Source organism: Streptococcus sp. DTU_2020_1000888_1_SI_GRL_NUU_041A (assembly GCF_032387735.1).
GTDB lineage: Bacteria > Bacillota > Bacilli > Lactobacillales > Streptococcaceae > Streptococcus > Streptococcus sanguinis.
Map to the genome: position 1 here is coordinate 380617 of NZ_CP135591.1, position 25275 is coordinate 405891.

The 25275-nt window shown below is 41.8% G+C and carries 26 protein-coding genes and 2 tRNA genes; 27 read left to right on the forward strand and 1 reads right to left on the reverse strand.

From position 1 onward, the window contains the following. Positions 1–78: 78 nt before the first annotated feature. The 20 genes from truA to RSK81_RS02095 all read left to right on the forward strand — a co-directional run bounded on the left by truA (position 79) and on the right by RSK81_RS02095 (position 19068). Positions 79–828 (forward strand): tRNA pseudouridine(38-40) synthase TruA, encoded by a 750-nt coding sequence (gene truA, locus RSK81_RS02000; protein WP_002920191.1) that lies wholly within the window; start codon positions 79–81, stop codon positions 826–828. Beyond that, positions 818–1579 carry a bifunctional hydroxymethylpyrimidine kinase/phosphomethylpyrimidine kinase gene (locus tag RSK81_RS02005; RefSeq protein WP_315687253.1) on the forward strand — a complete coding sequence of 254 codons (762 nt, stop codon included), beginning with the start codon at positions 818–820 and terminating at the stop codon, positions 1577–1579. The genes truA and RSK81_RS02005 overlap by 11 nt, the downstream gene beginning before the upstream one ends. Beyond that, the gene (locus tag RSK81_RS02010; RefSeq protein ID WP_315687256.1) at positions 1569–2051 is read left to right on the forward strand and encodes an ECF transporter S component; all 483 of its coding nucleotides are present in this window, start codon (positions 1569–1571) and stop codon (positions 2049–2051) included. The genes RSK81_RS02005 and RSK81_RS02010 overlap by 11 nt, the downstream gene beginning before the upstream one ends. Positions 2052–2063: 12 nt before the next feature. Beyond that, complete coding sequence (locus RSK81_RS02015) at positions 2064–2627, forward strand: TIGR01440 family protein (RefSeq protein WP_315687258.1); 564 nt, start codon at positions 2064–2066, stop codon at positions 2625–2627. Positions 2628–2706: 79 nt separating this feature from the next. Continuing rightward, positions 2707–3990 carry a trigger factor gene (gene tig, locus RSK81_RS02020; protein ID WP_315687260.1) on the forward strand — a complete coding sequence of 428 codons (1284 nt, stop codon included), beginning with the start codon at positions 2707–2709 and terminating at the stop codon, positions 3988–3990. Between the two features lie 185 nt (positions 3991–4175). Then, on the forward strand, positions 4176–4766 hold the full coding sequence (rpoE, locus tag RSK81_RS02025; protein WP_002898937.1) for a DNA-directed RNA polymerase subunit delta: 591 nt from the start codon (positions 4176–4178) through the stop codon (positions 4764–4766). Between the two features lie 120 nt (positions 4767–4886). Continuing rightward, positions 4887–5570, forward strand: coding sequence for a B3/4 domain-containing protein (locus RSK81_RS02030; RefSeq protein ID WP_315687261.1), 684 nt, complete (start codon positions 4887–4889; stop codon positions 5568–5570). A 188-nt stretch (positions 5571–5758) separates the two neighbouring features. Beyond that, complete coding sequence (locus RSK81_RS02035; protein WP_315687264.1) at positions 5759–6460, forward strand: ABC transporter ATP-binding protein; 702 nt, start codon at positions 5759–5761, stop codon at positions 6458–6460. A 1-nt stretch (position 6461) separates the two neighbouring features. Beyond that, positions 6462–8168, forward strand: a complete 1707-nt coding sequence (locus tag RSK81_RS02040) for an FtsX-like permease family protein (RefSeq protein ID WP_315687266.1) — start codon at positions 6462–6464, stop codon at positions 8166–8168. Between the two features lie 324 nt (positions 8169–8492). Next, positions 8493–10106, forward strand: coding sequence for a CTP synthase (locus RSK81_RS02045; RefSeq protein ID WP_315687269.1), 1614 nt, complete (start codon positions 8493–8495; stop codon positions 10104–10106). A 69-nt stretch (positions 10107–10175) separates the two neighbouring features. Further along, complete coding sequence (locus RSK81_RS02050; protein ID WP_315687271.1) at positions 10176–10586, forward strand: GyrI-like domain-containing protein; 411 nt, start codon at positions 10176–10178, stop codon at positions 10584–10586. Positions 10587–10730: 144 nt separating this feature from the next. Continuing rightward, positions 10731–10816 (forward strand) — tRNA-Leu (locus RSK81_RS02055). 177 nt (positions 10817–10993) lie between these two features. Then, positions 10994–11875 carry a class II fructose-bisphosphate aldolase gene (locus tag RSK81_RS02060; protein ID WP_002893690.1) on the forward strand — a complete coding sequence of 294 codons (882 nt, stop codon included), beginning with the start codon at positions 10994–10996 and terminating at the stop codon, positions 11873–11875. Positions 11876–12194: 319 nt separating this feature from the next. Next, the gene (locus RSK81_RS02065; RefSeq protein WP_002908775.1) at positions 12195–14627 is read left to right on the forward strand and encodes a pneumococcal-type histidine triad protein; all 2433 of its coding nucleotides are present in this window, start codon (positions 12195–12197) and stop codon (positions 14625–14627) included. Between the two features lie 70 nt (positions 14628–14697). Beyond that, the gene (locus tag RSK81_RS02070; RefSeq protein ID WP_315687273.1) at positions 14698–15615 is read left to right on the forward strand and encodes a metal ABC transporter solute-binding protein, Zn/Mn family; all 918 of its coding nucleotides are present in this window, start codon (positions 14698–14700) and stop codon (positions 15613–15615) included. Between the two features lie 220 nt (positions 15616–15835). Next, positions 15836–16828, forward strand: coding sequence for an ATP-binding cassette domain-containing protein (locus RSK81_RS02075; protein ID WP_002905304.1), 993 nt, complete (start codon positions 15836–15838; stop codon positions 16826–16828). 1 nt (position 16829) lies between these two features. Then, positions 16830–17648 carry an ABC transporter permease gene (locus RSK81_RS02080; protein ID WP_002905303.1) on the forward strand — a complete coding sequence of 273 codons (819 nt, stop codon included), beginning with the start codon at positions 16830–16832 and terminating at the stop codon, positions 17646–17648. 1 nt (position 17649) lies between these two features. Continuing rightward, complete coding sequence (locus tag RSK81_RS02085; protein ID WP_002905302.1) at positions 17650–18435, forward strand: ABC transporter permease; 786 nt, start codon at positions 17650–17652, stop codon at positions 18433–18435. A 50-nt stretch (positions 18436–18485) separates the two neighbouring features. After that, positions 18486–18944, forward strand: a complete 459-nt coding sequence (locus tag RSK81_RS02090) for a GNAT family N-acetyltransferase (RefSeq protein ID WP_002902392.1) — start codon at positions 18486–18488, stop codon at positions 18942–18944. Positions 18945–18995: 51 nt separating this feature from the next. Next, positions 18996–19068: transfer RNA gene (locus tag RSK81_RS02095), tRNA-Thr, on the forward strand. Between the two features lie 52 nt (positions 19069–19120). Here RSK81_RS02095 and RSK81_RS02100 read toward each other — a convergent pair. Next, positions 19121–19384, reverse strand: coding sequence for a SemiSWEET family transporter (locus tag RSK81_RS02100; protein ID WP_002902394.1), 264 nt, complete (start codon positions 19382–19384; stop codon positions 19121–19123). Positions 19385–19656: 272 nt separating this feature from the next. Between RSK81_RS02100 and RSK81_RS02105 the strand changes: the two genes are divergently transcribed. From RSK81_RS02105 to RSK81_RS02135, 7 genes are all read left to right on the forward strand, one after another. Further along, entirely contained in the window at positions 19657–20103 is a 447-nt protein-coding gene (locus tag RSK81_RS02105) for a LytTR family DNA-binding domain-containing protein (protein ID WP_023917202.1), read from the forward strand. 5 nt (positions 20104–20108) lie between these two features. Further along, positions 20109–20771 (forward strand): LiaF transmembrane domain-containing protein, encoded by a 663-nt coding sequence (locus RSK81_RS02110; protein WP_002905297.1) that lies wholly within the window; start codon positions 20109–20111, stop codon positions 20769–20771. Positions 20772–20897: 126 nt separating this feature from the next. Then, positions 20898–21086 (forward strand): 50S ribosomal protein L28, encoded by a 189-nt coding sequence (gene rpmB, locus RSK81_RS02115; protein WP_001140948.1) that lies wholly within the window; start codon positions 20898–20900, stop codon positions 21084–21086. Between the two features lie 143 nt (positions 21087–21229). Continuing rightward, positions 21230–21595 carry an Asp23/Gls24 family envelope stress response protein gene (locus tag RSK81_RS02120; protein WP_002893676.1) on the forward strand — a complete coding sequence of 122 codons (366 nt, stop codon included), beginning with the start codon at positions 21230–21232 and terminating at the stop codon, positions 21593–21595. Between the two features lie 2 nt (positions 21596–21597). Then, positions 21598–23262: a DAK2 domain-containing protein gene (locus RSK81_RS02125; protein WP_125338084.1), complete on the forward strand. Its 1665-nt coding sequence runs from the start codon at positions 21598–21600 to the stop codon at positions 23260–23262. 109 nt (positions 23263–23371) lie between these two features. Next, the gene (locus RSK81_RS02130; RefSeq protein ID WP_048774099.1) at positions 23372–23980 is read left to right on the forward strand and encodes an SP0191 family lipoprotein; all 609 of its coding nucleotides are present in this window, start codon (positions 23372–23374) and stop codon (positions 23978–23980) included. Between the two features lie 418 nt (positions 23981–24398). After that, positions 24399–25274 carry an ABC transporter ATP-binding protein gene (locus RSK81_RS02135; protein ID WP_315687292.1) on the forward strand — a complete coding sequence of 292 codons (876 nt, stop codon included), beginning with the start codon at positions 24399–24401 and terminating at the stop codon, positions 25272–25274. Position 25275: the final 1 nt, after the last annotated feature.

Sequence of the window (25275 nt, forward strand, 5' to 3'; positions counted from 1 at the left end):
TTTTCAAAAAAATCTGTCCCCAGACAGTTCCTGCTTTTAGGGCTTGCTGGGGGCTTTTTTTCCTGCTAAAATAAACACATGACACGTTATAAAGCTATTATTTCCTATGATGGTTATAACTTTGCTGGTTTTCAGCGACAGCCTCATGCCAGAAGTGTTCAGGAAGAGATTGAAAAGACCCTGACCCGTATCAATAAAGGCCAGCCTGTGGTGATTCATGGAGCGGGCCGGACCGACAGCGGTGTCCATGCTCTGGGCCAGGTGCTGCATTTTGATTTACCAGAAGAGCGGGATGAAGAGAAATTGCGTTTTGCCTTGGATACCCAGACGCCGGAAGATATTGATTTTATTAGTGTGGAGCAGGTGTCGAACGATTTTCATTCTCGCTACAATAAGCACAGCAAGACCTATGAATTTTTGGTGGATATCGGCCGGCCTAAAAATCCTATGATGCGCCATTATGCCACGCATTATCCTTATCCGTTGGAGCTGAGTCTGATAGAAGAAGCGATTGCTCAGTTAGAGGGGACGCATGATTTTACAGGCTTTACAGCTTCTGGGACCAGCGTGGAAGACAAGGTTCGGACCATTACCGAGGCCAAGGTTCGCTATGATGCAGAGCGTAAATTTCTGGTCTTTACTTTTTCGGGCAATGGCTTTCTCTACAAGCAGATCCGCAATATGGTCGGCACCCTGCTCAAGATTGGCAATAAGCGCATGCCGGTGGAGCAGATTCAGAGGATTTTAGCGGAGAAAGACCGCCATCTGGCAGGACCAACAGCCGGTCCAAATGGCCTTTATCTAAAGGAGATTCGTTATGAAGAATAAGTTGATTTTAGCTCTTTCGGGCAATGATATTTTCAGCAGCGGCGGGCTCCATGCTGATTTGGCTACCTATACGGTCAATGGTCTGCATGGTTTCGTAGCTGTGACTTGCCTGACGGCTATGACTGATAAGGGATTTGAGGTCATTCCAGTTGAGGAAGAGGTTTTTGCCCAGCAGTTAGCCAGTCTCAAGGCTGTTCCTTTTTCTGCTATTAAGATAGGACTTTTACCCAATCTGGAAATAGCAGAGCAGGCATTGGCTTTTGCCAAGCAACATGCAGATTTACCAGTAGTGCTGGATCCTGTTCTGGTCTGCAAGGAAAATCATGACTTGGAAGTCAGTGCGCTGAGAGAAGAAATCATCAAGTTTTTCCCTCATGTCAGCATCATTACGCCAAATCTGGCAGAAGCTCAGCTATTGACCCAAAAAGAAATCAAAAGTCTGAAGGATATGCAGGCTGCAGCCAAGGAGCTCTATGATTTGGGAGCCAAGCATGTAGTGATAAAGGGTGGCAATCGCTTGAGCAAGGAGCGGGCGGTGGATGTTTACTATGACGGCCGAGAGTTTGAGGTCATTGAATCGCCAGTGCTGGCCAGCAACAATACCGGAGCGGGCTGCACATTTGCTTCCAGCATTGCCAGTCAGCTGCTTCTAGGCAAGTCTCCACTTGCAGCAGTTCAATTGTCTAAAGATTTTGTTTACCGAGCGATTCAGCGCTCAGATCAATATGGGGTAGTTCAGTATGAGAAATAATCAAGTTAAAAAATTAGTTATCTTAGCTTTCATCACAGCACTGTCTGTGCTTTTGGGGAATTTTGTGAAAATCCCAACGGCGACTGGCTTTTTGACCTTGTTGGATGCAGGGATTTATTTTACAGCCTTCTACTTTGGCCGCAAGGAAGCGGCTATTGTCGGAGGCCTTTCAGGCTTTTTGATTGATATGATTGCCGGCTATCCTCAGTGGATGATTTTCAGCCTGATTTGCCACGGACTTCAGGGGTTCTTTGCTGGCTTTGAGGGCAAGAGTCGCTATCTTGGTCTGGTCTTGGCCGCAGCGGCTATGGTCGGTGGCTATGCCCTCTTTGGTAGTATCATGAATGGTGTCGGGGCTGCCCTAGCCGAAATCTCAAGTAATTTTATGCAGAATGCATTTGGTTTAGCAGTCGGTTTTGCCCTCTACAAAGCCTTCCCAGAGAGTTTGAAAAAGACGGTCGCAGTGAAATAAACGAGGTGAGACATGGACTTAGCTAAGATTGGAGCGGGAACTCGTCAGATTGTTCTAGATGTTTTGGACAAAGCTGCCTTGGTCGAGGGAGATATTTTTGTTCTGGGTCTATCCTCCAGCGAGGTTGTCGGAGGCCATATCGGTCAGAATTCCAGTCTGGAAGTCGGACAGGTCATTGTCAAAACCATACTGGATATCTTAGAAGAGAAGGGTATCTTTCTAGCAGTTCAGGGATGTGAGCATCTCAATCGCGCCCTCGTAGTCGAAAGAGCCTTGGCGAACAAGAAGGATTTGGAAATTGTCAATGTTCTGCCTACTCTTCATGCTGGAGGCAGCGGTCAGCTAGCGGCTTTTCAATACATGAAGGATCCTGTTGAGGTGGAGTTTATCGTTGCTCAGGCGGGGCTGGATATTGGCGATACGGCTATCGGCATGCATGTCAAGCATGTGCAGATTCCTATCCGACCGATTCTCAAGGAATTGGGAGCTGCCCATGTCACAGCTTTAGCCAGTCGTCCCAAGCTAATTGGCGGCGCTAGAGCGGCCTATACAGAGGATAAGATCAGGAAGGGATAAAAGGAAAAATAATTTTGAAAAAAACTCTAATTATGCTATAATGGGTTGTATTCAATAAATTTTAAGGAGAAATGACAGAATGTCTGTATCATTTGAAAACAAAGAAACAAATCGCGGTCTTTTGACTTTTAGTATCAGTCAAGAGAAAATCAAGCCTGCCTTGGACCGTGTATTTAACTCAGTAAAAAAAGATATTGCTGTACCAGGTTTCCGTAAAGGTCACCTTCCACGTGCTATCTTCAACCAACGTTTTGGTGAAGAAGCCCTCTACCAAGATGCGTTGAACGCTCTTCTTCCAGAAGCATACGAAGCGGCTGTCAAAGAAGCAGGTATCGAAGTAGTTGCTCAGCCTCAGTTTGATGTCGAGTCTATGGAAAAAGGCCAAGACTGGGTCATCAAAGCTGAAGTAGTCACTAAGCCAGAAGTTAAGCTGGGTGCTTACAAAGACTTGGAAGTAACTGTTGAAGCTACTAAAGAAGTGACTGACGCTGAAGTAGATGAGCGCATTGAGCGTGAGCGTAACAACTTGGCTGAGTTGGTTCTCAAAGAAGGTCCAGCAGCTGACGGTGATACAGTTGTGATTGACTTTGTTGGATCTGTTGACGGCGTTGAATTTGACGGCGGCAAGGGTGACAACTTCTCACTTGGACTGGGCAGCGGCCAATTCATCCCAGGATTTGAAGAGCAGTTGGTTGGCCACAGTGCAGGTGAAACAGTGGATGTTGTCGTAACTTTCCCAGAAGACTATCAAGCAGAAGACTTGGCAGGCAAGGAAGCTAAGTTTGTGACAACTATTCACGAAGTTAAAGAAAAAGAAGTTCCAGCATTGGACGACGAACTTGCAAAAGATATCGACGAAGAAGTTGAAACTCTTGACGAGCTGAAAGAAAAGTACCGCAAAGAATTGTCAGAAGCTAAGGAAACAGCATATAAGGATGCGGTAGAAGCAGCAGCTATTGATCAAGCAGTAGCAAATGCTGAAATCGTTGACTTGCCAGCAGAAATGGTCCACGAAGAAGTGCACCGTGCTGTTAATGAATTCTTGGGCAACATGCAACGCCAAGGAATCTCACCTGACATGTACTTCCAAATCACTGGAACTACTCAGGAAGACCTGCACAAGCAATACGAAGCAGATGCTGAGTCACGCACTAAGACAAACCTTGTCGTAGAAGCAGTTGCTAAGGCAGAAGGTTTTGAAGCTAGCGCAGAAGAAATCGAAGCAGAAGTAACTTCATTGGCTACAGACTACAACATGGAAGTAGAACGTGTTCGTCAATTGCTGTCAGAAGACATGCTGAAACACGACATTGCTATCAAGAAAGCTGTTGAAGTGATTACAAGCACTGCGAAAGTGAAATAAGCTTCATCATTCAAAATGAAATCATTTGAAACTAGTGTTTAAATGCACTAGTTTCTTTTTGTACTTGTTCCGTGATTTTTCCTGGATTTTCTTTTGACGAAAATAGAAATTTATCGTACAATAGAAAGTAGCGAAAAATTGCAAGAGGGCGACAAGCCTTTACTTAATCTTAAAGGAGATCAACTTTGGAATTAGAAGTATTTGCTGGACAGGAAAAAAGTGAGCTTTCTATGATTGAAGTGGCGCGTGCCATTTTGGAAGCCCGCGGCCGCGACCATGAGATGTATTTTAATGATCTGGTCAATGAAATTCAAAACTATCTGGAAAAATCAAACAGTGAGATTCGTGATGCTCTACCTTTATTCTACACAGAACTCAATGTAGACGGCAGCTTTATTCCGCTGGGAGATAATAAATGGGGCCTGCGTTCATGGTATGCAATCGACGAAGTGGATGAAGAAATCATCGCCTTGGAAGAGACTGATGAGGACGACGCACCTAAGAAACGTAAGAAGAAACGCGTCAATGCCTTTATGGATGGCGATGAGGATGCCATTGACTACAGCGATGACGATCCAGAAGATGAGGACGGCTACGAAGCAGATCCGGCTCTCTCGTACGACGAGGAAAATCCAGATGATGAGAAGAATGAAGTGGAAGCTTACGATGCTGAAATCAACGAAATCGCTCCAGATGACCTAGGTGAAGAAGTCGAACTCAACGAAGAAGATGACGACTACTCTGACGAAGACACGGAGACCGAAGAGGAAGAATAAATCAACCAAAAGAAACAAGGGACGAAATCCCTTGTTTCTTTTAATATTCCTTGAAATATAAGTTCGGAAGGTGTAGAATACTAATAAAATTTAATAAAGAAAAGATGGAGGTATGCTGCTATGAAATTTGTCATTGATAAGAGTCTGGGTGAACTAGGCATAAAAAGTGTCGTTATCGGGATTGCCAAGAATGTTAATCCGCATGCAGAACCGTCTGCCTCATTTCTAAAAAAGAAAAAGGAAATGGAAGACTGGGCTCTGGCCTGCGACTTGGATGAGGTGCTTGAGTCGCCAGTGGTTCAAGGTTATATAGAAATACTGCAGCGTGTAGGTCGCAGTGTTAAGAAAAATCCTCCGACTGTTCCCGCTCTGATTCGCAATATCCAGCACCGCGGATCGCTCCCTCATATTAATAGCATTATTGATATTTATAATGTCGAAGCCCTGCATTCTCTACTGGCTATTGGTGGGCATGATTTTGATAAGATTGAAGGTCAGATAGAATTCACCGTAAGCCAAAAGGAAGATGTTTTTCTGCCTATTTTGTCCAAGGAGAAGCATGTTGCTGAGACGGACTATGTCTATCGGGATGCTAAAGGCATTTTGGCTTGGCTGGATGTACGTGACAGCGAGTATTATAAGTTTGATGAGGAGACCAAGGATGCCATTTTCATCATTCAGGGGAATGCCAATACCTCTGTCGAAATGCGTCTGGAAGCCTTGGAGCGAATCCGACACGATTTAGCAGAGTGCATGCCCGATGTAGAATTCGAAACACATGTCATTAGTATTGAGGAAAATTAACTGGAAGAGGTTTTCCAATTTTGATTTTCACTGACTAGCTGCTTCCTGTTTTCAGGGAGCTTTTTTTGCATGCTGTTCTCTTTCTTCTGTCAGAGTTATGGTTGAAAATGAGTACAGTTAGCTTTTCTGAGAATAGGAGACATTACTCAATAAAAAATGGTATAATAAACAAAGAAAAGGAGCGTGCTATGACAGAAACACTATTAGAAGCTAAATCAATCAGCAAAAAATATGAGGATGAGTATGTCCTGCAGAATACGGTTCTAAAAATTGATCAGGGGCAGTTTGTAGCAATCTTGGGTCACAGCGGCTCAGGAAAGTCAACGATGCTTAATATCCTATCTTCTCTACTGAAACCAAGTTCTGGACAGGTCTTATACAAAGGAAAGGAGATAGGTCAGCTGAGCAAATCAGCAGTGGCCAAGTTTAGGAGAGAAGACATTGGTTTGGTCTTTCAGCACTACATGCTAATTCCTAATCTGACAGTGGAGGAGAATATTCAGCTGGGCAGCAAGTATGCCGCAGAGGCAGCGGACCTAGAAGAATTGGCTTCGCTATTGGGGATTGAGAAACTTTTGAACAAATATCCTCATCAGCTGTCGGGTGGTGAGCAGCAGAGGGTCTGCATTGCCAGAGCTGTTATAAAGAAACCAACTATTTTGTTTTGTGATGAGGCGACGGGTGCTCTGGACAGCGAAAACAGTAAGAACATTATCGTTTTATTGCATGCTATCAAGCAAACCTACGGAACCAGTATCCTTTTTACGACACATAATCGAGAAATTGCGAGAACAGCTGACCGAATACTGCTCTTAGAAGATGGCCGTATTGTTAGGGACGACATGAATATGGAGAAGCTATCGCCGGATCAAATGAGTTGGGAGATTTAATATGGATTTGCTGTTTAAATATCTATCCAAAGACTTTTTTGCTAAGAAGACCATAGTGTCTATTCTATCTCTGATTTTAATATTCATTTCCTTTATGTACTTCTTCGTTCATTTCGCGATTGATGCCAATTTACTTCATTTAGGTGGAGAGCAATTATCAGGCAATGAGGCTAATTATTTCACAGCTTTGAAAAGTAATCAACTCTTAATCAGAAACATTACTGTCGCCATGGTCGTCATCTTCTCCCTCATTTTATCCTTATTCATCAGAGGAACGCTCCAAAGAAATAGAGTACAGCTGGCCCAGCTGATGTCCCTTGGCTTTTCTTTCTCCAGTGTGCTGGCAAGCTATGCGCTATTAATCTGCGGGTTATCCGTGGTCAGTTCCTTGATTGGCTTAGCCTTAGGCTTCTGGGGATCTGATATCCTCCTTTCTGCGAATAGCCAGACCTATCTCGTTCAAGGATTGAGTAAAGGAGTTTCTCTACAGTCGGTTATGACGGGAACCCTCTTCCTAAGTCTTTTACTAGGAGCTCTTACTTATCTGGCAGGACTGACGGTGAGAAAGACAGATCTGGCTCTAATGATGAAACAGACTGACGGGAAAAGCATCCGTCCTGGTTTGATAGAGAAGCTGATTCAAAAGCTGCCTATGAAGCATAAATTCAAATTTAAGCTAACTCTAAGTCATTTTAGCACCTTAGGTCTCTTGTTGATTGCTATCGTTACGTTTAGCATCATGTTCGTCTTAAGCCTGTCTCTTACTTTTAGCTCCTCTAAAATCCTTGAATCTCAGAAGGCCGGTCGGCACTATTCTTATGAGATCAGCTATGATAACTACCGAAAGGAGGAGGCTGAGTCAGCTTCAGATTCTGTAACCTATCTGAGATACGATGTTGATCTAATGATAAAAGGCGAAATTATAGCCTATCAGGCCCTTTCACTTACAAGCCAAAATGACTTGTTTCAGCTGATTGGCAGTAAGGGAGAAATTCTAGATCCCACACAAGGTGTCTTCGTAAACCCTGAATTGCGGGAGAATTACGGCCTTAAAGTTGGGGATACTCTAGAGTTAAGAGTAAAGGGAAAGCGGCATCAGATAAAGATAGCTGGATTTGCGGAGAATGCTGATTTAAAGACGATATATATTCCAAGAGACCAAGCATCCGCTATGGTAAATGAAGCTGACAATCGTTTTAATGGCAGATTGACCAATAAGCCTCAAGAAAAAGGTGAAGGAAAAGTTCGCTCCCTAGAGGAAAAATTATCAGCTGTACAAAGAAGTCAGACCGCCAACAAAGCAAGCGCTATTATCAACCAAAGTATCGGTGTCATAACGGGATGTTTATTGATTTACCTAGCAGTGTTTATTGGCTTGAATGGTAATATGAAGACTCTATTGATGTTTGATTTACTAGGATATGAGGAGAGAGAGGTTTATCGTATCCTGCTTAACCCCTACATTGTGATCAGCAATCTACTTTTCTTGCTCACTCTGCCTGTGGCCATCTATGCTGCAAGGAATATCCAGATTATGACTTCTCTTCAGACAGGGGACTATATGCCATTCCAGCTCAACTGGATTACCTTTGTTTATATGTTTGTTATCTTGAATGCCCTGTGTTTTATTATTAGATTTTTATTTATTCAAAAGGTTAAAAAAATCAGGGATGATAATCGGCAGGCAGAATTCTTATCAGAATGGTGAGAAACAGCATGAAGATTCTTAAGATAAGAAGTCGGAAAGCTTAAAAGGAATCCGACACGATTTAGCAGAGTGCATGCCCGATGTAGAATTTGAAACACATGTTATTAGTATTGGTGAAAATGGATGAAAACCGAATGAAATCATTTGACAATTTTTTAGGTTTGCGATATTATACTGTTCGGGCACCTCTTTTAGAGGTCAGAGCTTCCTGTGTTCAGGGAGCTATTTTTCTTTTTCAGACAGATTATGGAAAATCCTCCTCTAGATAAGATTCCAGAAACGACGTGGTTGCTGGAGTGAATAGTTTTATGAAAAGGAGCACGTATGTCAACTAAATATATTTTTGTCACCGGCGGTGTAATTTCTTCTATCGGGAAAGGGATTGTGGCAGCTAGCTTGGGCCGGCTTTTGAAGAATCGCGGTCTCAAGGTTACGATTCAGAAATTTGACCCATATATCAATATTGATCCCGGAACCATGAGCCCTTACCAGCATGGGGAAGTGTTTGTGACAGATGATGGAGCTGAGACGGATCTGGATTTGGGGCATTATGAGCGTTTTATTGACATCAATCTCAATAAATACTCCAATGTCACCACTGGTAAAATCTATAGCGAAGTCCTACGCAAGGAGCGTAAAGGCGAGTATCTGGGAGCGACGGTCCAAGTCATTCCACATATTACAGATGCTCTCAAGGACAAGATCAAGCGGGCAGCACGGACGACGGACTCGGATGTGATTATCACAGAGGTCGGTGGCACAGTGGGCGACATCGAGTCTCTTCCTTTTTTAGAAGCTTTGCGCCAGATGAAGGCGGATGTCGGAGCAGACAATGTCATGTATATCCATACGACCCTCCTGCCCTATCTCAAGGCAGCCGGTGAAATGAAGACCAAGCCGACTCAGCATTCTGTCAAAGAGCTGCGAGGTCTGGGGATTCAGCCTAATATGCTGGTCATCCGCACAGAGAAGCCGGCTGGACAAAATATCAAAAACAAACTGGCTCAATTCTGTGATGTGGCGCCGGAGGCGGTCATTGAGTCGTTGGATGTGGAGCATCTTTACCAAATTCCTCTCAATTTGCAGGCCCAAAAGATGGACCAAATCGTCTGTGATCATCTGAAGCTAGATGTGCCGGCAGCGGATATGACTGAATGGTCAGCTATGGTAGAGAAAGTGATGAGTCTGGAAAAGCAGGTCCGAATTGCTCTTGTGGGTAAGTATGTCGAGTTGCCAGATGCCTATATTTCAGTTGTTGAAGCGCTCAAGCATGCAGGTTATGCCAATGATGCGGAGGTTAAGATTGACTGGATTGATGCGAATCAGGTAACGGCCGAAAACGCCACAGAGCTTCTTGGAAATGCGGATGGGATTATCGTTCCGGGTGGCTTTGGTCAGAGAGGAACTGAGGGTAAGATTCAGGCAATTCGCTATGCGCGTGAGCAGGATGTACCTATGTTGGGGATTTGCTTGGGCATGCAGTTAACCTGTGTCGAATTCGCCCGTCATGTCCTAGGGCTGGCAGATGCCAACTCAGCAGAGCTCAATCCAGACACACCGTATCCGATTATTGACCTCATGCGTGATCAGATTGATGTCGAAGACTTGGGTGGGACGCTGAGGCTGGGGCTCTATCCTTCTAAACTTAAGCATAATTCTAAAGCAGCAGCAGCTTACGACCATCAAGAAGTCGTGCAGCGCCGTCACCGTCATCGCTATGAGTTTAACAATGCTTTCCGCGAGCAGTTTGAGGCGGCAGGATTTGTATTTTCTGGAGTTTCACCAGACAATCGCTTGGTCGAAATAGTGGAAATCCCAGAAAATAAATTCTTCGTAGCCTGTCAGTATCACCCAGAGCTTTCCAGCCGCCCGAACCGACCTGAAGGTCTTTATACAGCCTTTGTCACAGCAGCGGTAGAAAAGAGCTCGGAGAGATAGACCTGCTTTTTCTAGGATAAGCGATTTTTCTAGAGAAATGTTATAATGAAAGCAAAAGGAGGGAAGAAGATGTTTCTAAACATTTTAGCTAGTATTCGTACTAATAATTTCCAAGATGAGCATTGTGTAGAAAAAATCCAAGCTCTCTGGCAGGAACAAGAGGGGGCTGTGAAAGAAGCTTTTGCTGAAGGGGAACCGGTCTATGCTGTCTATCATGACTATGCCAGTGATTACAAAGGAGACTACAGTCTCTCTATCTGCCGTTTGACAGATGGGGAAGTCTATGATTTTGATACATCCGAGCAGACCTATCAAGTATTTGAGGCTGATAAGGAGGATCCTCAAGCGATTCTTCATGCTTGGCAGAGGATTTGGCAGGCAGAAGAAACAGGTGAGCTTCATCGGGACTATACTATTGACTTTGAAAAATACGATCCCGACCAAACTGTGGCTGTCTTTATTGCGACTCAGCAACCTTGAGTTTTCTGTGTTCCTTCCGTAGCTTCATTTTCGCTTAGATTTTCCAATTTTACTGATTGAGTAGAAAGTTGATTTTTTGAAATAAACTAAAAAATTTTCTTGACAAGCCTTAGCTGTCCTGTTATACTAGTAAGGTACTCAATCGCGGGGATGGCGGAATTGGCAGACGCGCAGGACTAAGGATCCTGTGACCGCTTTAGGTCGTGAGGGTTCAAGTCCCTCTCTCCGCATCAAGTAAGCTGGCTTCGGTCAGCTTTTTCTTTTTGCAATAGAGACGCTTAAAAAGGCTGAGTGTCTCCCTGTAATTCTTTAAAATTTCAGGAAAAACTAGCAATTTTAGTGAAAAAGTGATAAAATAAACAATGTAAGTGGTTTAACCACAAAAAATAAGAGGAGGCCTGATAAGAATGGCAATCGTTTCAGCAGAAAAATTTGTCCAAGCAGCTCGTGACAATGGTTACGCAGTTGGTGGATTCAACACAAACAACCTTGAGTGGACTCAAGCTATCCTGCGTGCGGCAGAAGCAAAGAAAGCACCAGTGCTTATCCAAACTTCAATGGGTGCTGCTAAATACATGGGTGGCTACAAAGTTGCTCGTAACTTGATCGCTAACCTTGTAGAATCAATGGGCATCACTGTACCAGTTGCGATTCACTTGGACCATGGTCACTACGAAGATGCACTTGAGTGTATTGAAGTTGGTTACACTTCTATCATGTTTGATGGTTCACACCTTCCAGTAGAAGAAAACCTTAAATTGGCTAAAGACGTTGTTGAAAAAGCACACGCTAAAGGTATCTCAGTAGAAGCTGAAGTTGGTACTATCGGTGGTGAAGAAGACGGTATCATCGGTAAAGGTGAATTGGCTCCAATCGAAGATGCTAAAGCAATGGTTGAAACTGGCATCGACTTCTTGGCAGCAGGTATCGGTAACATCCACGGCCCATACCCAGCAAACTGGGAAGGTCTTGACCTTGACCACTTGAAGAAATTGACAGAAGCTCTTCCAGGCTTCCCAATCGTATTGCACGGTGGTTCAGGTATTCCTGATGACCAAATCCAAGCAGCTATCAAACTTGGTGTTGCGAAAGTTAACGTTAACACTGAATGCCAAATCGCATTCGCTAACGCAACTCGTAAATTTGCTCGCGACTACGAAGCAAACGAAGCAGAATACGACAAGAAGAAACTCTTCGACCCACGTAAATTCTTGGCTGACGGTGTAAAAGCTATCCAAGCATCAGTTGAAGAACGTATCGACGTATTCGGTTCAGAAGGTAAAGCTTAAGAAGCTTGATATATTTTTAAAAAAGTTTATCCGAAAGGATAAGCTTTTTTTGTATTATGACAATTGGACAAATAAAGAACAAATAATATTTTTCTTACAATCTAATAAAAAAATCTTGACAGACTAGATGATGAGGAGTAAAATATTAACCAGTTAATTAACTAGTTAATGAGTTTAATAAGTTGTTAAAAATTGAGTTTCTGCTATATTTTATAGAAAAAATATTTAGATGATTTCTTTGGGGGTATATTATGAGTTAATTGTAAATTGTGATAAGTTTTAGCGAATTCTGTATAATCAAAAAAGAAAGTGATATTCAATGGAAAAAAATAAGAAATACTTAACAGGAATTGTTGTCATTGCTACTGTGGGTCTTTTTGCTCATCAGCTAGGTTATTATCAGGCAAACAGTTCGATTAAAAAATCCAATCGAGTTAGCTATATTGATGGTAAGCAAGCTGTTCAAAAGTCTGAGGAGTTAACGCCTGACGAAGTAAGCAAAAAAGAGGGGATTAACGCGGAGCAGATTGTTATCAAGATTACTGATCAGGGTTATGTCACTTCTCATGGTGATCACTATCATTATTATAATGGGAAAGTTCCATATGATGCTATTTTCAGCGAAGATCTTTTGATGAAAGATCCCAACTATCAACTTAGGACTGAGGATATTGTCAATGAAGTCAAGGGTGGATATGTTATCAAGGTTAATGGGCAATATTATGTTTATCTGAAAGATATAGCTCGTGCGGATAATATTCGCAGTAAGGAAGAGATTAATCGTCAAAAGCAGGAACATGGTCATAATGTTACGAAAATAAGCAATGAAGTAGCAGCAGCTAGAGCTCAAGGCCGTTATACAACAGATGATGGCTATGTTTTTAATGCTTCAGACATTATTGAGGATACGGGAGATGCCTATATCGTACCTCATGGTAATCATTTTCACTATATCCCAAAGAGTGATTTGTCGCCTAGTGAGCTAGCTGCAGCTCAAGCTTACCTATCAGGTAGAGGAAAAGTAGCTAGTACTGTAGTCAGCCGTTCGTATAATAATGGAAACGGTGGCTGGATACAGACACAACCTACTTTTACTCAAATTTCAAACAACTATCAACCGAGTCAAGGAGAAGATGTTAAGGGTCTCCTTCAGCAACTTTATAATCTTCCACTTAGTCAGCGTCATGTTGAATCAGATGGCTTGATCTTTGATCCAGCACAAATTACTAGTCGAACACAAAATGGAGTAGCAGTGCCACATGGTAATCATTATCACTTTATTCCTTATACACAAATGTCGGCATTGGAAGAAAAGCTTGCTCGGACAATTCCTCTTATAAGTCAGCCTAATAAACCTATGTTAGGATTGACACCTTATAGACCTATACCAACTCCGATACTAACTCCATCTCAACCAGCTTTAAAACCGATTCTTCCTCCAAAGTTAAATTTGGAACATGCGGATTCATTGGATAAGGATTTAATCCAGCAGGTTGTTAGGAAAATAGCTGACGGTTATGTGCTAGAGGATAAAGGAGTGTCCCGCTATCTTTTAGCTAAAGACTTGCCTAAAGAGATTATTACAGCGATTGAAAATAAATTGGCGAAGCAGAAAAGCATACCTCATGTCCTGCAAGCTAAGAAAGAATCAGTTGAACCGAAAGATCAAGAGTTTTATGATAAGGTATATGGTCTTCTGACTCAGACCCATCAGCAATTGCTAGAAAATAAGGGACGTTTGTCAGATTTTCAAGCCTTGGATGATTTAGTGAAGCGTTTGAATGATGAAACAAGTGATAAGGTGCAATTAATTGATGACTTATTAGCATTTCTTGCGCCTATCAATCATCCAGAACGTCTAGGCAAAGCAAATTCACAGATTGAGTATACTGAAACCGAAGTTCGAGTAGCCCAGCTAGCTGACAAATATACGACATCTGATGGATATATCTTTGATGCGCGCGATATTATCAGCGACGAAGGAGATGCTTATGTAACCCCTCATATGGGACACAGTCACTGGATAGGAAAAGATAGTCTTTCAGCTAAAGAAAAAGCAGCTGCTCAGACCTATACTAAAGAAAAAGGTCTGCTTCCACCTGCACCAACAGATGATTCCAAAGCCAATCCAAGTGGAGAAAGTGCGTCTGCTATCTACGAACGTGTTCAAGGAGAGAAACGGATACCGCTCGTTCGTCTGCCTTACAATGTTGAGCATACTGTAGCAGTAAAAAATGGTAATCTGATTATCCCTCATAAGGATCACTACCACAACATCAAATTTGCTTGGTTCGATGATAAGACTTACCGAGCTCCTAATGGCTATACATTAGAGGATTTATTTGCAACTATCAAGTATTATGTTGAACATCCAGATGAGCGACCACAGTCTAGCGATGGATGGGGGAATGCAAGTGATCATGTTTTAGGTAAAAAAGATGACAAGGAGGATGCTGTTAGCCCAGAGAAACCTCAAGAAGAAGTTGAAGAGGAAACACCAACTGAGCCAGAAGTACCTCAAGTTGAAACTGCTAAAGTAGAAGCTAAGTTGCAAGAGGCGGAAGACTTACTTGAAAAGACGACGGATCCAAGTTTGAAATCCAATGCAACTGAGACCTTAACAGGATTGCGAAATAATCTTAATTTAGGGACTATGGATAATAATAACATCATGGCAGAAGTAGAAAAACTGTTAACCTTGTTGAAATCAGCTGTTTCAACACCTGCTACTAATACAGAAACAACACCTTGATTTTTATCTGTTTTTAGATATGAATGTTTTATTGATAAATAAAAGATGAACCAACAATTTTGGAGTTAATATGAAGAAAAGAACTGCAGTATTAATAACGCTGAGTATACTAGCTCTGATGCTGGGAGCGTGTACTCAGAAAGAAGAACAACAAGCTAAAGGTTTGAAGATTGTGACCAGTTTTTATCCGGTTTATGCCATGGTTAAAGAAGTATCTGGTGATTTGAATGATGTTCGCATGATTCAATCTAGTACAGGGATCCATTCTTTTGAACCATCAGCTAATGATATAGCGTCTATCTATGATGCGGATGTTTTTGTCTATCATTCACATACCTTAGAGTCATGGGCGGGGAGCCTAGATCCAAATTTGCAAAAATCTAAGGTGAAAGTGCTGGAAGCATCCGAAGGAATGACCTTGGAGCGTGTACCGGGTTTGGAAGACGTGGAAGCTGGCGAAGGAATCGATGAAAAAACTCTCTACGATCCTCATACATGGCTAGATCCTGAAAAAGCTGGTGAAGAAGCGCAGATTATTGCGGATAAGCTATCTGAACTCGATAAAGAACACAAGGAAATATATCAAAAAAATGCTAAGAAATTCATTTCTAAAGCTCAAGAATTGACCAAAAAATACCAACCAATCTTTGAAAAGGCTAAGCAAAAGACTTTCGTAACTCAACATACTGCGTTCTCGTATTTAGCAAAGCGGTTTGGTTTGCAGCAGCTAGGTATTGCAGGGATTTCTCCTGAACAAGAGCCAAATGCAAGGCAGCTTACTGAAATTCAAGAATTTGTGAAAACATATAAAGTTAAAACGATTTTTACCGAAAGCAATGCATCGTCGAAAGTGGCAGAAACGCTCGTCAAGTCAACGGGAGTCAGACTGAAAACTCTCAATCCTTTAGAAGCCGATCCCCAAAATGATAAAAACTACCTAGAGAATCTAGAAGAAAACATGAGTATCTTGGCTAAAGAATTGAAATGAGAAGGTAAAGCTTAATCTAGCTGAACAATACAAAACAGAAACCTGCCTGTAAAGGTGGGTTTTTTTGGTGTGTGACAAAATATGATAATTATTTTTAAATTACCTATGTTCGTTTGAAAGTAAAAGTGGTAGTATAGTGAGGAGATAAGATTCTATTTTCCTGAGTTAAGTAGGGAAATGATCTGTAACATGAATTGAATGATGGGATATTGAGAAACGTATGGCAATGATAGAAGTAGAGCATCTTCAGAAAAATTTTGTGAAGGCTGTCAAGGAACCGGGATTGAAGGGGGCTTTGCGCTCCTTTATTCATCCTGAAAAGCAGACCTTTGAAGCGGTCAAGGATTTAACCTTTGAGGTTCCAAAAGGGCAGATTTTAGGCTTTATCGGGGCCAACGGTGCTGGGAAGTCGACAACCATCAAAATGCTGACAGGAATTCTGAAACCGACATCTGGTTTTTGTCGAATCAACGGCAAAATTCCGCAGGATAATCGTCAAGACTATGTCAAGGATATTGGAGTGGTCTTCGGACAACGAACCCAGCTATGGTGGGATTTGGCACTGCAAGAGACCTATACAGTCTTGAAGGAAATTTATGATGTGCCAGACTCGCTTTTCCATAAGCGCATGGACTTTTTGAATGAAGTCTTGGATTTGAAGGAATTTATCAAAGATCCCGTGCGGACTCTTTCACTTGGTCAACGGATGCGGGCGGACATTGCGGCTTCCTTACTTCATAATCCCAAGGTTCTCTTTTTAGATGAACCAACCATTGGGTTGGACGTTTCGGTCAAGGACAATATTCGTCGGGCTATCACCCAGATTAATCAGGAGGAAGAAACAACCATTCTCTTGACCACTCATGACCTGAGCGACATTGAGCAACTCTGTGATCGGATTTTTATGATTGACAAGGGGCAGGAGATTTTTGATGGAACGGTTAACCAGCTCAAGGAAACCTTTGGCAAGATGAAGACTCTCTCCTTTGAACTACTACCAGGTCAAAGTCACCTCGTTTCTCACTATGAAGATTTTTCGGATATGACCATTGATAGACAAGGAAACAGTCTCAATATTGAATTCGATAGTTCCCGCTACCAGTCGGCTGATATTATCAAGCAAACCCTGTCTGATTTTGAAATTCGTGATTTGAAGATGCTAGATACGGATATTGAGGATATTATCCGTCGCTTCTATCGAAAGGAGCTCTAAGATGGTCAAATTGTGGAGACGTTACAAACCCTTTATCAATGCAGGGGTTCAGGAGTTGATTACCTATCGAGTCAACTTTCTTCTCTATCGAATTGGCGATGTCATGGGAGCTTTTGTGGCCTTTTATCTCTGGAAGGCAGTCTTTGATTCCTCGCAAGAGTCCTTGATTCAGGGTTTCAGCATGGCAGATATCACCCTCTACATCATCATGAGTTTTGTGACCAATCTTTTGACCAAGTCGGATTCTTCCTTTATGATTGGGGAGGAGGTTAAGGATGGCTCCATTATCATGCGCTTGCTGAGACCAGTTCATTTTGCGGCCTCCTATCTCTTCACCGAACTTGGTTCCAAGTGGTTGATTTTTATTTCTGTTGGAGTTCCATTTCTATGTGTCATTGTATTGGTAAAAATCCTTTCTGGGCAAGGGATTGTAGAAGTGCTGGGATTAACTGTCCTTTATCTCTTTAGCTTAACGCTGGCCTACCTGATTAACTTTTTCTTTAATATCTGCTTTGGATTTTCAGCCTTTGTATTTAAAAATCTATGGGGTTCTAATCTACTCAAGACTTCTATAGTGGCCTTTATGTCGGGGAGTTTGATTCCCTTGGCTTTCTTTCCTAAAATTGTTTCAAATATTCTTTCCTTTTTGCCTTTTTCATCCTTGATTTACACTCCGGTTATGATTATCGTTGGGAAATACGATGCCAGTCAGATTCATCAAGCGCTTTTGCTACAGTTTTTCTGGCTCTTAGTGATGGTGGGCTTGTCTCAGTTGATTTGGAAAAGAGTCCAGTCATTTATCACCATTCAAGGAGGTTAGTATGAAAAAATATCAGCGCATGCATCTGATTTTTATCAGACAGTACATCAAGCAAATCATGGAATACAAGGTTGATTTTGTGGTTGGTGTTTTAGGTGTCTTCCTGACCCAAGGCTTGAACCTCTTGTTTCTCAATGTCATCTTTCAACACATCCCCTCGCTAGAAGGCTGGACCTTTCAAGAGATTGCCTTTATCTATGGTTTTTCCTTGATTCCCAAGGGACTGGACCATCTCTTTTTTGACAATCTCTGGGCACTGGGGCAACGATTGGTGAGAAAGGGAGAGTTTGACAAGTATCTGACTCGTCCTATCAATCCTCTCTTTCACATCCTAGTCGAGACTTTTCAGATTGATGCCTTGGGTGAGCTCTTGGTCGGTGGAATTTTACTAGCGACAACGTTCTCTAGCATTACTTGGACTATTCCCAAGTTCTTGCTTTTCCTAGTCTGCATTCCTTTTGCGACCCTGATTTATACTTCTTTGAAAATCGCGACAGCCAGTATCGCTTTTTGGACCAAGCAGTCAGGTGCTATGATTTACATTTTCTATATGTTTAATGATTTTGCCAAGTACCCGATTTCCATTTACAATTCGCTCCTTCGTTGGTTGATTAGTTTTATCGTTCCTTTTGCTTTTACAGCCTACTATCCTGCTAGCTATTTCTTGCAGGACAAAAATGGGCTCTTTAACATTGGTGGTTTGATTCTGATTTCCCTTGTTTTCTTTTTCATTTCGCTCAAACTCTGGGATAGGGGATTGGATGCCTACGAAAGTGCGGGTTCGTAAGATGGAAAATATGTTTAGTCCTAAAGCTTAAAACATGAAAGGATTTAAAGATGGTAGCGATTGAAGAAGTGAAGGAAGAAAAACAAAAGATGATAGCAGTCAGTGAAGTTTTAAAGGATCTACCAGAATGGTTTGGAATACCTGAAAGTACACAAGCTTACATTGAAGGAGCTAGGGATTTACAAGTTTGGGTTGCTTATCAGGAGAGTAAATTGGCTGGCTTTGTAAGCTTATCTTATTCTAGTGAAGATTGTGCAGAGATTGACTGCTTAGCTGTTAAGAAATTCTATCATAGAGCGGGAATTGGTAGTCAACTTCTAGAAGTTTTAGAAAAATCTGCTCGTCAAAAAGCATCCTATCTGCAAGTAAAAACGGTAGCACCAGGTTATTATCCTACCTATGACAGAACTAACGCTTTTTATCAGGCTCAGGGCTTTAAAAAGTTAGAAATTTTTCCTGAACTTTGGGATAAAAGCAACCCTTGTTTGATTTGGGTTAAGAAATTGTGAAATTCTAACTTGACAAAAAAACTCAAGATGCTAAAATAAAGGGGAAAAGACGCCGATTTAGCTCAGTTGGTAGAGCAACGCACTCGTAACGCGTAGGTCACAGGTTCGATCCCTGCAATCGGCAGAAAGAAAACCAGCAACTTTTTCATGGGTTGCTGGTTTTGTTTATCTAATTCTTATAAAGAAGTAAGAAAAGTTAGACCGCCTAATATCACTCCTGCCGCATTGGGAATGATAAGGATCCAGTCTTTTTTAGGTTCTTTGGTCCAACCATAGATTACCCAAATTAAACAAGAAACTGCTGCGAATAGTGGTTGGAATGGTTGAGCTTTTTCTCCTTGCAAGTTAGCGATAATTTGTGGAATATATGCAATAAAGACAAGAATCCCAATAAAAGCTCCAATAGATCCGACAAAGCGATTAATTTTTTGTTTAGACATATAGTACCTCCTGAGGTACTATTATATCAGAAGGAAAAAAGTTTTCAAATTTGTTTGATCATAAAATAAGACAGATATTCAATATGTGTAAGTCGTGCTTTTATACTAAACGAATCTATTGGAGAGTCTAGGATGAGAAATCAAATTTGCTTAACATTTTTTGAGAAGGGTAAGCTACCACTTAGTTATCAAAAATAACCACTTACTGAAAATGCCTTGTTTCTTTTTTGAAAATTGTTATAATGAAGTCAGAAGCAAGGAAAGGAGTGGCTATGAAGATTAGGATTGAGCTTGATACAGATATGGCAGAAACTGAAGTCGTTATCCGAACGGCTCAATATGGTGAAGAGGTGGCTCGGATTCAAGCAGCTCTTGAACAAGCCAACCGTCAACCGATAGCTTTCTATAAGGATACAAGTGAATATTTTGTCGATTTGAAGAATATTTTATTTTTTGAAACGGATGCTACCAAAATTTATGCTCATAGCAGGGATGATGCTTATGAAGTCAAATTGAAGCTATACGAATTAGAAGAGAGACTTCCGGCATATTTCTGTCGCATTTCAAAGTCTACTATTGCCAATGCCAAGGCTATTTACGCTTTGGATAAATCATTTTCGGGAACCAGTACTATCCAATTTTATGACACACATAAACAAGTGCACGTTTCCCGACACTACTATCAAATTTTAAAAGAAAAGTTAAACGAAACGAGGTAATTTTCATGAAAAAAACAATTTTTGGAATCGGCTTTTTAGTCTTGGCAGCTTGGGTTCTGCTGCAGGGGAATTTTGGGATTCCTGCCTTCAATTTTAATATTTGGCCCATGCTAGTAGTTGCAATGTTTGCCTATTTCGCCTTGGAAAATTTCTTAGAAAGAGACTTTGGCACTGGGCTGATCATGGCAGTTATTGCGCTGATTATTGCCAATGCCGTTTACCACTTTTTAGCTATTTCAACAGGAACCTTGGTTTTGGGTGGTATTCTGGCTTGCATCGGTCTCAATATGATTTTCAAGCCCCGGCGCATTTTTAAGGGGCGTATCTTCTCAACTGCCTCTTCTTCCTCAAAAGATGATATTGCTTTTGGCAGCGGCACGCGCTATATCAACTCAGATAACTTCACCTATGAAAAGTTAGACTGTGCTTTTGGCAGTGCATCGGTTTATTTTGATAATGCGACTATCGAAGGGGACTCAGCAACTTTTGAAGTGGATCTGTCTTTTGGCAGTGTGATGCTTTATGTGCCCAGCGACTGGCGTGTAGAGCTGGATGTAGATAATGCCTTTGGCTCTGTCTACAATCCCCGCAATGTCAATGAAAAGAGAAAAACTCTCTATGTCAAAGGCAACGTAGCTTTCGGTTCTTTGAAGATTAGCTATGTTTAGGAAAACGGATTAATTTCGAAACTTTGGACAAATGTACTTGTCAAACGTCAAGTTTTTTGGTAATATAGGAAGGTATGTGGTGCTAGCACATCCGTAATATTAGATCTAATAGGAGGAAACACGATAATGGCTAAAGTATGTTACTTTACTGGTCGTAAGACTGTATCAGGAAACAACCGCTCTCACGCGATGAACCAAACAAAACGCGCTGTTAAACCAAATCTTCAAAAAGTTACTGTTTTGATTGACGGTAAACCTAAAAAAGTTTGGGCTTCAGCTCGTGCCCTTAAATCAGGTAAAGTTGAACGCGTTTAATCTCTATTTAAAAAGGATGGAAAATTTCCGTCCTTTTTTTGCTTGGGAATTTCCGCCTAGACAGTTGATTTAGACCCTTCCTCTTTTACACCCTGTATAAAATATGGTAGAATAAACTATAAAATACTTTTGAGGTACAAATTATGACTGTGAAAATTAATACAAAAGATGGTCAAATTGAGCTGACTGATGATGTGATTGCGACAATCGTCGGCGGTGCAGCGACTGAAATTTTTGGTGTAGTTGGCATGGCCAGCAAAAATGCAATCAAGGATAATTTTCAAGCCCTTTTAGGAAAAGAAAACTATGCTAAGGGCGTGGTTGTGAAAGCGACTGATGAAGGTGATATCGCAGTTGATGTCTACACTGTGTTAAGCTATGGAGTCAAAATCAGCGAAGTTTCCAAAAACATCCAAGAGCGTGTTAAATTCAGTTTGGAAAACAAGCTCGGAATTACTGCCCATGCAGTGAATGTTTATATCCAAAATATTAAAGTCGTAGGAGAATAATCGTGGCAAATATTACTACTAGTTTATTTCAAGAAATGGTGCAGGCGGCATCTACTCGCTTAAATAAACAGGCTGAATATGTAAACTCTTTGAATGTCTTCCCGGTTCCAGATGGCGATACAGGGACCAACATGGGCATGACCATTGAAAATGGTGCCAAGGAAGTGTCAGATAAGTCTGCTTCAACAGTTGGCGAAGCGGCGGGTATCTTTGCGAAAGGCCTTTTGATGGGCGCGCGTGGTAACTCAGGAGTTATCACTTCCCAGCTTTTCCGCGGTTTTTCTCAAAGTGTGAAAGAGCATGAAGAGCTGACTGGTGAAGATCTAGCTCTGGCCTTTCAGTCTGGTGTAGAAGTGGCTTACAAGGCAGTTATGAAGCCGGTTGAGGGAACGATTTTGACTGTTTCCCGCGGTGCGGCTATCGGAGCCAAGAAGAAAGCTGAAGTCACTAATGATGCTGTAGAAGTTATGAAAGCAGCTCTTGAAGGAGCAAAGGCTGCTTTGGCTAAGACACCGGATATGCTGCCGGTTCTGAAAGAAGTCGGCGTTGTGGACTCTGGCGGTCAAGGGTTGGTCTTTATCTACGAAGGCTTCTTGTCTGCACTTACAGGCGAATATATCGCATCTGAGGACTTTGTGGCGACACCTGCGACCATGTCTGAGATGATCAATGCTGAGCATCATAAGTCTGTAGCTGGCCATGTGGCAACAGAGGACATCACTTACGGCTACTGTACAGAAATCATGGTGGCTCTCAAGACAGGTCCAACCTATGTAAAAGACTTTGATTATGATGAATTTCGCAACTACCTCAATGATTTGGGAGATTCCCTGTTGGTAGTCAACGATGATGAAATCGTCAAAGTCCATGTCCATACCGAAGATCCAGGACTGGTTATGCAGGAAGGTCTCAAGTATGGTAGTTTGGTCAAGGTCAAGGTTGACAATATGCGCAACCAGCACGAAGCACAGGTTGAAAAGGAAGAGCGCTCAGCTAAGCCGGCTCAAGAAAAAGAATTTGCGATTATTGCTGTAGTGGCTGGTGATGGTCTGGCTGAAATCTTTAAGGCTCAGGGAGTTGACTATATCATCTCTGGCGGTCAAACTATGAACCCATCAACAGAAGACTTCATCAAAGCTGTGGAGCAAGTCAATGCTCGTAATATTATTATCTTGCCAAACAATAAAAACATCTTCATGGCAGCCCAATCAGCAGCAGAAGTGATTGAACAGCCTGCAGCTGTTATTGAGACTCGCACGATCCCTCAAGGTTTGACCAGTCTCCTAGCTTTTGATGGCAGCAAGACTATTGAGGAAAACCAAGAGCGTATGACTGCAGCCTTGGCAGAAGTAGTCAGCGGCAGCGTGACGACTGCGGTTCGTGATACGACGATTGATGGCTTGGAAATTCATGAAAATGACAACCTCGGTATGGTGGATGGTAAGATTGTTGTTTCTAATCCAGATATGCTGACGGCTTTGAAAGAAACGTTCAACAAGATGCTCAATGAAGACAGCGAGATTGTCTCTATCTATATCGGTGAGGACGGTAGCGAAGAGTTGGCTAGCAGTCTTGCTCAAGATTTGATGGAACAATTCGAGGATGTCGAAGTAGAAATTCATCAGGGCAGTCAGCCGGTTTATCCATATATTTTTAGTGTTGAATAGCATAAAAAGGCAATCGAAAGGTTGTCTTTTATTATTTTATAGAAAATACTTAGACAAGAAACTGGTATTATGTTATACTGTAACAAATAAAAAGTAAAAAAGGTGAACTATGAAAAAATTTTTCATTCTTGTTATTTCTGCTTCGGTACTCTTGACGGGCTGTGTGCTTCCTAGCTTCAGCAAGCATCGTCCTAGACATTCTTCTGAATCAGCAGCTTCTTCTAGGAGGACTAAATCCAGCTCTAGCTCCAGCTCTAGCAAGTCATCCAGTTCTTCTTCTGAAAGTACAGAGATTGTCTCTAAAACTTTAGTCGGAGACATTGAAGAAATCCATCATCGTGATACAATTACCTATCAGGGCAAGAAAATCTTGAATCTTCGGATGGAATTGCTCACTTCCTTGCCAGAAGAAGCTAGTGCGGCATCAGCTACTTTGACTCCAGAGGAAATGACGACTATCATTCGTGAAGGAATGCAGTCTGATTCAAACTATGTAGCAGCTAAGAGTCTGGAGGGTGTCAATATTGATTATTCAGTTACAGCAGAGAAGAAATTGCAGACCTTGATTGAAATTGATTTGCAAAAGGTCAATGTCGAAGAGGTGGAAAAGAACAGTTTCTTCCAAGGTTTTGGACTGAAGGACATTAAGGATATTACACCTGAGATGTTCATTCTGAGTCTGAAGCTCAATGGTCTCAAAGAAGAGGTGCAGAGCTAAAGTTTAAAAAGCGTTGGTCACCTCATCTTACAAATTGAGTAGCTAGTTTATTGAAAAATTTTTTAGATTAGGCTACTTTAATTCCAGTTTCTATCTAAATTGCAACAGACATACAACTAGTCGGCTCCTCTCAACGAGGGGGACCGGCTTTTTTGTGTCTTCATGCAGAAGGGATACAACCAGATAATTCTAGTATTTGCTAGCTTTGTGTTCTAAAAGCAGAATAGTGACATTTGTCATGTCAGCTGGTGACAAAATCAACTAGTAGGAAAAATTTCTTTGCCTTATAATATAGTTAACAAAATGATAAAAGGTTGCTGTAAGAATTAAAAAAGCATTTGGTCTTTATTATTCTTCCGGCTTTGGAAAAATAAAGGAAAGATGCACATGCGCTTTATCGAATCAAAGGAGGAGCAAAATGGAACTGATTGAAGTAAAGAAGCTTTCAAAAAGCATTCATGGTAAGGAGATTTTAAAGGATATTTCGTTTGAAATCTCCCAAGGTGACTGTGTGGCCTTGATTGGTCCCAATGGAGCAGGGAAAACGACTCTCATGGATTGTTTGCTGGGTGATAAGTTTCTGACAGCAGGTCAGGCAAGGATTCAGGGACTAAAGCCGACTGACAATCATCTCAAGCAGTCGGTAGCGATTTTACCACAAGAAAATACAGTGGTGGAGGATTTGAAGGTCAAGGAACTCTTGACTTTCTTCCAAGCAATTTATCCAAATAGTTTATCCAATCAAGAAATTGATGACTTGCTGCAATTTACAGACAAGCAAAAGAATCAGTTGGCTAGCAAGCTGTCTGGTGGGCAAAAACGCCTCTTCTCTTTTGTATTAAGTCTGATTGGCCGTCCTAAGATCCTGTTCTTGGACGAACCGACTTCAGCTATGGACACTTCCACTCGTCAGCATTTCTGGGAAATTGTTAATCAGCTCAAGCAGCAGGGAGTGACCATCGTTTATTCCTCTCACTATATCGAAGAAGTCGAGCATACGGCAGATCGGATTTTGGTGCTGCACAAGGGCGAGTTGATTCGGGACACGACGCCTTATGCCATGCGCAGTGAGGAGAAGGAAAAACACTTTACCTTGCCGCTGACTTATCAGTCTGTGCTGGAAAAGCTGGATAATGTGACTGATATAGAAATCAAGCAAAAGGCTTTATCTTTTGCTACTAGGGATGCTGGACAGGTTTGGCAGGTTCTTCAGGAAAACGGCTGTACAATCGAAGAGATTGAAGTACGTAACCGTACCCTCTTGGATAGTATTTTTGAAACGACACAAGAATAGG

Bases quoted from the DNA above. Each gene is read 5' to 3' on its own strand.
- truA (WP_002920191.1), top strand. From the start codon at position 79: ATGACACGTTATAAAGCTATTATTTCCTATGATGGTTATAACTTTGCT.
- RSK81_RS02005 (WP_315687253.1), top strand. From the start codon at position 818: ATGAAGAATAAGTTGATTTTAGCTCTTTCGGGCAATGATATTTTCAGC.
- RSK81_RS02010 (WP_315687256.1), top strand. From the start codon at position 1,569: ATGAGAAATAATCAAGTTAAAAAATTAGTTATCTTAGCTTTCATCACA.
- RSK81_RS02015 (WP_315687258.1), top strand. From the start codon at position 2,064: ATGGACTTAGCTAAGATTGGAGCGGGAACTCGTCAGATTGTTCTAGAT.
- tig (WP_315687260.1), top strand. From the start codon at position 2,707: ATGTCTGTATCATTTGAAAACAAAGAAACAAATCGCGGTCTTTTGACT.
- RSK81_RS02030 (WP_315687261.1), top strand. From the start codon at position 4,887: ATGAAATTTGTCATTGATAAGAGTCTGGGTGAACTAGGCATAAAAAGT.
- RSK81_RS02035 (WP_315687264.1), top strand. From the start codon at position 5,759: ATGACAGAAACACTATTAGAAGCTAAATCAATCAGCAAAAAATATGAG.
- RSK81_RS02040 (WP_315687266.1), top strand. From the start codon at position 6,462: ATGGATTTGCTGTTTAAATATCTATCCAAAGACTTTTTTGCTAAGAAG.
- RSK81_RS02045 (WP_315687269.1), top strand. From the start codon at position 8,493: ATGTCAACTAAATATATTTTTGTCACCGGCGGTGTAATTTCTTCTATC.
- RSK81_RS02050 (WP_315687271.1), top strand. From the start codon at position 10,176: ATGTTTCTAAACATTTTAGCTAGTATTCGTACTAATAATTTCCAAGAT.
- RSK81_RS02060 (WP_002893690.1), top strand. From the start codon at position 10,994: ATGGCAATCGTTTCAGCAGAAAAATTTGTCCAAGCAGCTCGTGACAAT.
- RSK81_RS02065 (WP_002908775.1), top strand. From the start codon at position 12,195: ATGGAAAAAAATAAGAAATACTTAACAGGAATTGTTGTCATTGCTACT.
- RSK81_RS02070 (WP_315687273.1), top strand. From the start codon at position 14,698: ATGAAGAAAAGAACTGCAGTATTAATAACGCTGAGTATACTAGCTCTG.
- RSK81_RS02075 (WP_002905304.1), top strand. From the start codon at position 15,836: ATGGCAATGATAGAAGTAGAGCATCTTCAGAAAAATTTTGTGAAGGCT.
- RSK81_RS02080 (WP_002905303.1), top strand. From the start codon at position 16,830: ATGGTCAAATTGTGGAGACGTTACAAACCCTTTATCAATGCAGGGGTT.
- RSK81_RS02085 (WP_002905302.1), top strand. From the start codon at position 17,650: ATGAAAAAATATCAGCGCATGCATCTGATTTTTATCAGACAGTACATC.
- RSK81_RS02090 (WP_002902392.1), top strand. From the start codon at position 18,486: ATGGTAGCGATTGAAGAAGTGAAGGAAGAAAAACAAAAGATGATAGCA.
- RSK81_RS02100 (WP_002902394.1), bottom strand. From the start codon at position 19,384: ATGTCTAAACAAAAAATTAATCGCTTTGTCGGATCTATTGGAGCTTTT.
- RSK81_RS02105 (WP_023917202.1), top strand. From the start codon at position 19,657: ATGAAGATTAGGATTGAGCTTGATACAGATATGGCAGAAACTGAAGTC.
- RSK81_RS02110 (WP_002905297.1), top strand. From the start codon at position 20,109: ATGAAAAAAACAATTTTTGGAATCGGCTTTTTAGTCTTGGCAGCTTGG.
- rpmB (WP_001140948.1), top strand. From the start codon at position 20,898: ATGGCTAAAGTATGTTACTTTACTGGTCGTAAGACTGTATCAGGAAAC.
- RSK81_RS02120 (WP_002893676.1), top strand. From the start codon at position 21,230: ATGACTGTGAAAATTAATACAAAAGATGGTCAAATTGAGCTGACTGAT.
- RSK81_RS02130 (WP_048774099.1), top strand. From the start codon at position 23,372: ATGAAAAAATTTTTCATTCTTGTTATTTCTGCTTCGGTACTCTTGACG.
- RSK81_RS02135 (WP_315687292.1), top strand. From the start codon at position 24,399: ATGGAACTGATTGAAGTAAAGAAGCTTTCAAAAAGCATTCATGGTAAG.